The organism is Desulfosarcina sp. (assembly GCF_033791525.1).
Classification (GTDB): domain Bacteria; phylum Desulfobacterota; class Desulfobacteria; order Desulfobacterales; family Desulfosarcinaceae; genus Desulfosarcina.
Genome location: NZ_JASJGN010000090.1, coordinates 1 through 6,009, shown reverse-complemented (window position 1 = coordinate 6,009; position 6,009 = coordinate 1). Strand labels below are relative to the sequence as shown.

The 6,009-nt window shown below is 57.6% G+C and carries 6 protein-coding genes; all 6 read left to right on the top strand.

The annotated features are described in order from the left end of the window. Nucleotides 1-254 precede the first annotated feature (254 nt). Nucleotides 255-515, top strand: a complete 261-nt coding sequence (gene ccoS, locus QNK41_RS04345) for a cbb3-type cytochrome oxidase assembly protein CcoS (RefSeq protein WP_319254132.1) — start codon at nucleotides 255-257, stop codon at nucleotides 513-515. 29 nt (nucleotides 516-544) lie between these two features. Continuing rightward, the gene (locus tag QNK41_RS04340) at nucleotides 545-820 is read left to right on the top strand and encodes a cbb3-type cytochrome c oxidase N-terminal domain-containing protein (protein ID WP_319254130.1); all 276 of its coding nucleotides are present in this window, start codon (nucleotides 545-547) and stop codon (nucleotides 818-820) included. Continuing rightward, the gene (locus QNK41_RS04335) at nucleotides 817-1,053 is read left to right on the top strand and encodes a hypothetical protein (RefSeq protein ID WP_319254129.1); all 237 of its coding nucleotides are present in this window, start codon (nucleotides 817-819) and stop codon (nucleotides 1,051-1,053) included. The genes QNK41_RS04340 and QNK41_RS04335 overlap by 4 nt, the downstream gene beginning before the upstream one ends. Continuing rightward, nucleotides 1,054-1,572, top strand: coding sequence for a cytochrome c (locus tag QNK41_RS04330; protein ID WP_319254127.1), 519 nt, complete (start codon nucleotides 1,054-1,056; stop codon nucleotides 1,570-1,572). 161 nt (nucleotides 1,573-1,733) lie between these two features. Further along, nucleotides 1,734-4,202, top strand: coding sequence for a cation-translocating P-type ATPase (locus tag QNK41_RS04325; RefSeq protein ID WP_319254125.1), 2,469 nt, complete (start codon nucleotides 1,734-1,736; stop codon nucleotides 4,200-4,202). Nucleotides 4,203-4,510: 308 nt separating this feature from the next. Beyond that, the coding region (locus QNK41_RS04320; protein ID WP_319254123.1) for an FAD-dependent oxidoreductase at nucleotides 4,511-6,009 on the top strand (1,499 nt) is incomplete at its 3' end.

Here is a 6,009-nt window from a genome sequence, read left to right as displayed (position 1 = left end):
GGCCATGCCCTATTTCAAGCATGAGCTCGAATCTCAGAAAATCTGGGAAGTCGGCAATTACGTCGCCGAATACTTTATCAACGACAGCGACGCCAACACGGAACCAAGAGGCATCGATGCGGCCAACGAGCCATAAGTGCGATGCAATTGTTAATTTTTAATGTTTAATTTTGAATTGATGGTTGCTGACTGTTAAATGATAGAATACCTTCATTCAAAACCAAAAATTTGAAATTCATAATCGGTAAGAATATATGTATTACCCCTATTTCATCAGTTATATGCTGGCCGGCCTGTTCATCGCGCTGCTGGTCTTTGCCTGGGCGATGCGAAACAATCAATTCCGGGATCAGCAGCGTGCGCGCTTTCTGCCGCTCTTTGATGCCCCGCAACAGAAAAGCGCCAGGGCGACCCGGATCAGCCGCATTGAGGTTTACACCCTGTTCGGCCTGGCCTGTGTGGGGTTGTGCAGCAGTTTTGCGGTGGTTATTTTCGCGCTGCTGCGGGTCGAGTAATGCCGGTCCATCGGAAGGGATAGACGATTATGCACTATTTCGAACTGCGCAACATCCAGCACTTCGTTCTGTATCTGCTGCCGGCGGTGTTGGGCGTACTCATCTTCGCCATCGGCCTGGCGCGAATCCATTTTCGCCATAAGGATGACGATGTACGCATGCAACAGGTCCATACCACTTATGTCGGTGGGATTGAGGAGCGCAACGCCCCCTTTCCGCTGGTCCTGGTTTTGATCATTGGCGGGACCGTTATATGGGGTGTATTGTACATCATCTTTTATGGTGTATTGGGAGTCAAAATATGAGCACCGATGCTGAAACCGAACACAGCCACAGTGCCTTTAAGGCGTGGTTGATCGTCCTGATGTTGGTCATTTTTATCTTGTTCAAAGGTGGGTTGGCCTACTTTGTCATTGGAGATCTGGGACAACCCGATTGGGATTACCGACCGGTTAAGGATGTGCCCGGCGAGTCGGCATATTCTTATTATCCCAGCCTGCCATTTCCCCAGCACGTTCGCGGCGCAAAGGGGGAGTAAATGAAACGAATTTTAGCCCTGGGCCTGATCGTGTCCACCGTTGCTCTCATCGCCGTTGGTGTGATTACGCTCTATGACTATAATCTCTCTGTCGGACGCATGTGGCAAACCCCAGCCATCAAGCCCTATGAGAAGCCCATCCCGGTAATGGCGGACGGCAGTATGCCCGTTGCCGGTGGCGAGGCGCTCTACCGTGCTGCAGCTGCAGAAACGATCACACCAACCTTTTTGCTCACCGATCCGGCATCCATCGCCGCGGGCAAAACCGCCTACCAGCGCTATTGTATACAGTGCCACGGCCAGAAATTCGACGGCTATGGCACCGTGGGCCAGAGCTTTGCCCCGCCGCCCGGCAATCTTCGCACGGCAAAGATCCAATCCATGGCCGCAGGCATGCTGTTCAAGGAGATCAGCTACGGCATCCCCGACGGACGCCAGCCGGCCCTGGCCACAACCATGACGGTCGACGAACGTTGGCAAGCCATCGCCTACGTCAAGAGCCTCGGCCAGCGTCAGTGACCCTGGCAAATATAAAATGACAAAATCCAAATGACGATTGAAGGATGGGGTCGATCTTATTTAGATCGATAGAATTCCACCATTTTGATATTTGGCCTTTGACATTTTCATTATCTAATGTTTTCTCAGGCACCACTCTCCTCACGCCCGGTTAAATTTCCATGACGCCTGCAAATTGCGATCTATGCGGCCTTCCGCTGCGCTACATTACCGTTTCCCATTCCGTCAACGATCAACCCTTGCGGTTCTGCTGCCAGGGCTGTCGGATGGTCTACAGCATGCTGCTGGAATCGGCCGAGACCGTTGATCCGAAACAATTCAAAGAGACCGATCTATACCGGCAGTGTGTGGCTGCCGGGGTGATCCCGGCCGGCGAGGAGGATCTGCGGCGTATTGCCCGGCGCGAAAAACAGGAGACCCAGGCCACTGACAAATTGATTGAAGATGGAGAAACATCGCCGAATCCATCAGACACCCTGGCCTTGGACCTGATCGTCGACGGTATGTGGTGCACGGCCTGCGCCTGGGTGATCGAGAAGACGGTGACCCGACTGGCCGGCGTCGCGGAAGTGACCTGTCATTTTTCCACGGACCGCATGCGCTGCCGCTATCGTCCGGACAGGGTGGCTCCCGACCAGATCCGTGCGTCCGTAACGCGTCTGGGTTATGGCCTCCGGGAAACCGATAAAGGCACAACGGGGCAGCACGCCCAGCGCAGGGAGTTGGTCCGCCTCATCATCACCGGCCTGCTGTCTGCTAACGTCATGATGCTCTCCTGGGCCCTTTACGCCGGCTTTTTTACCAGCCTTTCGGGAGATGCCATATCCAAGCTTTCCCTACCCATCGTAGCCATGGCGGCGGTGGTCCTGGTCTATGGCGGCGGTCCCATGCTGCGCAAGGCCTGGTTCGGCCTGATCCACCGGGCACCGGGAATGGAGACCCTGGTGGGCATGGCTGCCGGATGTGCCTTTGTTTACAGTCTCTACAACTGGCTGACAGGCAGCATTCATCTATATTTCGACACCGCCTGTATGCTGATCACCCTCGTATTGTTGGGGAAAGTTCTGGAGCAGCAGGCGAAAAACCGTGTCCGCCGGGATCTGGACAGTTTCTTCGCCCTGCAGCCCGCTAAGGTACGCCTGATCACCGACACCTCACCCACGGGACGGTATGTGTCCATCGGCCAACTGGCAGCGGGAGACCGGTTTGCCGTCGCGTCGGATGAGATCGTGCCGGCAGATGGCCGGGTGGAATCCGGAACCGCCACGCTCGACGAATCCTCACTGACCGGCGAACCCAGGCCGGTAGGCGTAAAAACCGGTGATCCCGTTAAAAGCGGTGCCCGGGTGATCGACGGCCGGGTGACCGCCAGGGTTGAAAAGGTGGGCAACGATACGGTCTTAGGTCAGATGATCGCCATCATGACCCGCAGCCTGGAGCAGAAAAGCGCATTCGAAGGCCGCACGGATCGAATGCTCAGGTGGTTCGTCCCCATGATCATCACCCTGGCCGTAGGAACGGGACTGTTCTGTATCATGATCGGCTTACCCGTGAACCAAGCAGTGGTGCGAGCGGTGACCGTGATGGTCATTTCATGCCCCTGTGCCCTGGGTGTGGCCATTCCCATGGCATGCCTGGCAGGTATTTCCCTGGCCGCCCGCCGGGGTATACTGGTTCGCGAAATCGAATCCTTCGAGCGGGCCGCTTCCATCGACAGCGTTGTTTTCGATAAAACCGGCACGCTGACCCGCGGCCGCTGGCATCTGAGCCATATCGAATGCCAACCCGGTTACCATCCGGCGACCATCGCCGCCTGGGCCGCCGGTCTGGAGCAGTCGGCGGATCACGAAGTCGCCCGGGCCATCGACGCCTATGTCCGCGTCCAGGCGATCACACCGGCCGTGGCAACGGACATCATCGTTTATCCGGATGGGGTGCAGGGGCGGCTGGATGATAAAATTGTACGCATCGGCAACCGGGGGTTCGCCTGGGGCAGCGGGACGCCTGGTGGTGGCGCGCCGACGGAATCCGAAGAGACACTGACTTCCCGCGTCTTTCTGAGTGCCAACAATCGTCCGGCGGCAACCCTGATCTTTGGCGATACGATCCGGCCGACGGTACCATCGATGGTTGACACACTGAAACGGGCGTCTCGGGAGATTCACCTGGTCTCCGGGGACGGAGACGCCGCCACCCGTGAGCTGGCCCGGGCCATCGGCCTGAACCAAGCCAGGGGCAGTTTGTTGCCGTCAGACAAGGCGGATTATATCGATAGGTTGAAGGAACAAGGGCGACAGGTGGCAATGGTGGGAGACGGCATCAACGATGCGGCGGCCATGGCCCGGGCCCATTTGGCGGTGGCTGTACATTCCGGGCAGGGGTTGGCTAGGGAAGCCGCCCACATCACCCTCATGCGCGGAGACCCCGCCCAACTGCTGGACTTTTTCCCCTTGTCCCGGCGGGTCAACCGCAGCGTCGCGCAGAATCTGTGGTGTGCCTGGATTTACAACCTGGTCAGCATCCCCATCGCCATGAACGGACTGCTGACCCCCCTGGTGGCCGCGACAGCCATGCTGCTCTCCAGCCTGACCGTCATCGGCAACACCCTTCGGCTGGTCCGACGGGATTGATATCCATTTCCTATCGCCAACAATACCTTTTGGCGTATGATGTTCCATTGGTCCCTGTTCTATTGCATGCGCCTGAACACACCCGCCCACCTCGTGGATTCCAGGCGTCATCGGTTTCCAATTCCGCCTGACCGATCCTTGACAAACAAAAAAAAGAGACCATTTATATTCTCTTATGCGCGTTAACTCGATAAGGTGTGCGGTGGTACGCCGGGCGGACGTCCGTGCGAGGCATCGCCACAACAATTGAAAAATAACCCTGATCTGAAGGTCAGATCATTGAAAACCGGTTAAACGAGAGGTTCAACATGGCCCAGAACATCATCATCGTTGGCGGCGTCGCCCTCGGATCCAAGGCGGCCTGCCGATTTAAACGACTGGAACCGCGATCCCACGTCACCATCATCGATCAGGACCGATTTGTATCCTACGGCGGATGCGGGATCCCCTTTTATGTCTCCGGCGATGTCAGTGATGTCGACGATCTGCGCAAAACGAGTTTCCACATGCTGCGGGACGAGGCCTTTTTTCGGGATTGCAAAGATATCGAGGTGCTTACCCAGACCCGCGCGGAACGGATCGACCGGGAAAACAAACAGCTGCATATCTGCCGACTGGACGGCACCACCGACACCCTGGCCTATGACCAGCTGGTACTGGGAACCGGCAGCCGTCCCCGGCGCCTGATCATCCCCGGCGCCGACCTTCCCATGGTTCATACCTCCGCCAACCTGAACGATGCCCAGGCGATCAAGGAACTGGTCACCAAAGGTCAGGTGGAGCGGGCCGTTATCGTCGGCGGCGGCTTTATCGGACTTGAAATGGCCGAAGCCTTGGCCGACATGTGGGAGGTGGATACCACCGTTGTAGAATATTTCAGTCAGATCATGCCCGGATTCGTGAGTCCCCAATTCGCTCGTATGGCCCAGCGGCAAATGGAAAAACACGGTGTCCGCTTTTTCCTCGACGAAGAGGTGCAGGCCATTCAAGGCACCGACACCGTTGAGGCCGTGGTGACCAACAAACACCGACTGGAGGCGGACCTGGTTATAATCGCCATCGGAGCCGCCCCCAATGTGGAGCTGGCCCGGGCAGCCGGGCTGCGGATCGGCCCAACCGGGGCCATAGTGGTGGACGAACACATGCGCACCTCCGACCCGGCGATATACGCCGGCGGGGATTGCACAGAGATCCGCAATCTGGTGACCGGCCAGCCTGGCTACTATCCCTTGGGCTCTATGGCCAATCGGCAGGGCCGGGTAATCGGCACAAACCTTGCCGGGGGAAGCGCCGTGTTCAAGGGCGCTGTCGGCTCCTTTGTGATCAAGACTTTCGAGGCGGCCCTGGCCGGAACCGGATTGAGCCTGGAAAGCGCCCGCAGAGCCGGATTCGATGCTGTCAGCGTCCAAGTGGCCCAGCTGGATCGCGCCCACTTTTACCCGGACAAGGCCATGCTGCACCTGGAATTGGTCGTGGAGAAAAAATCTCGACGCATTCTCGGGATCCAGGGTTTCGGGGAGGAAGGAGACGCCGTGGTTGGGCGCATCAATATGGTGGCCGCAATATTGGAAGACCGTCCCACCATCGATCGGCTCAGCAACCTGGAGCTGGCCTATTCACCGCCATTTTCATCGGCCATGGACGTTCTCAACGCCCTGGCCAACGCGGCTGAGAACATGCTCGACGGCCGATTCAAACCCATCGACGCCGACGACTTTGCCGAAAAATGGTCCTCCGGAAACGGCAACCTGTTGGTCCTCGACTGCCGCGCCCGACAGGATGGCGACGCCTATGCAAAAAAATACCC

Bases quoted from the DNA above. Each gene is read 5' to 3' on its own strand.
- ccoS (WP_319254132.1), top strand. From the start codon at position 255: ATGTATTACCCCTATTTCATCAGTTATATGCTGGCCGGCCTGTTCATC.
- QNK41_RS04340 (WP_319254130.1), top strand. From the start codon at position 545: ATGCACTATTTCGAACTGCGCAACATCCAGCACTTCGTTCTGTATCTG.
- QNK41_RS04335 (WP_319254129.1), top strand. From the start codon at position 817: ATGAGCACCGATGCTGAAACCGAACACAGCCACAGTGCCTTTAAGGCG.
- QNK41_RS04330 (WP_319254127.1), top strand. From the start codon at position 1,054: ATGAAACGAATTTTAGCCCTGGGCCTGATCGTGTCCACCGTTGCTCTC.
- QNK41_RS04325 (WP_319254125.1), top strand. From the start codon at position 1,734: ATGACGCCTGCAAATTGCGATCTATGCGGCCTTCCGCTGCGCTACATT.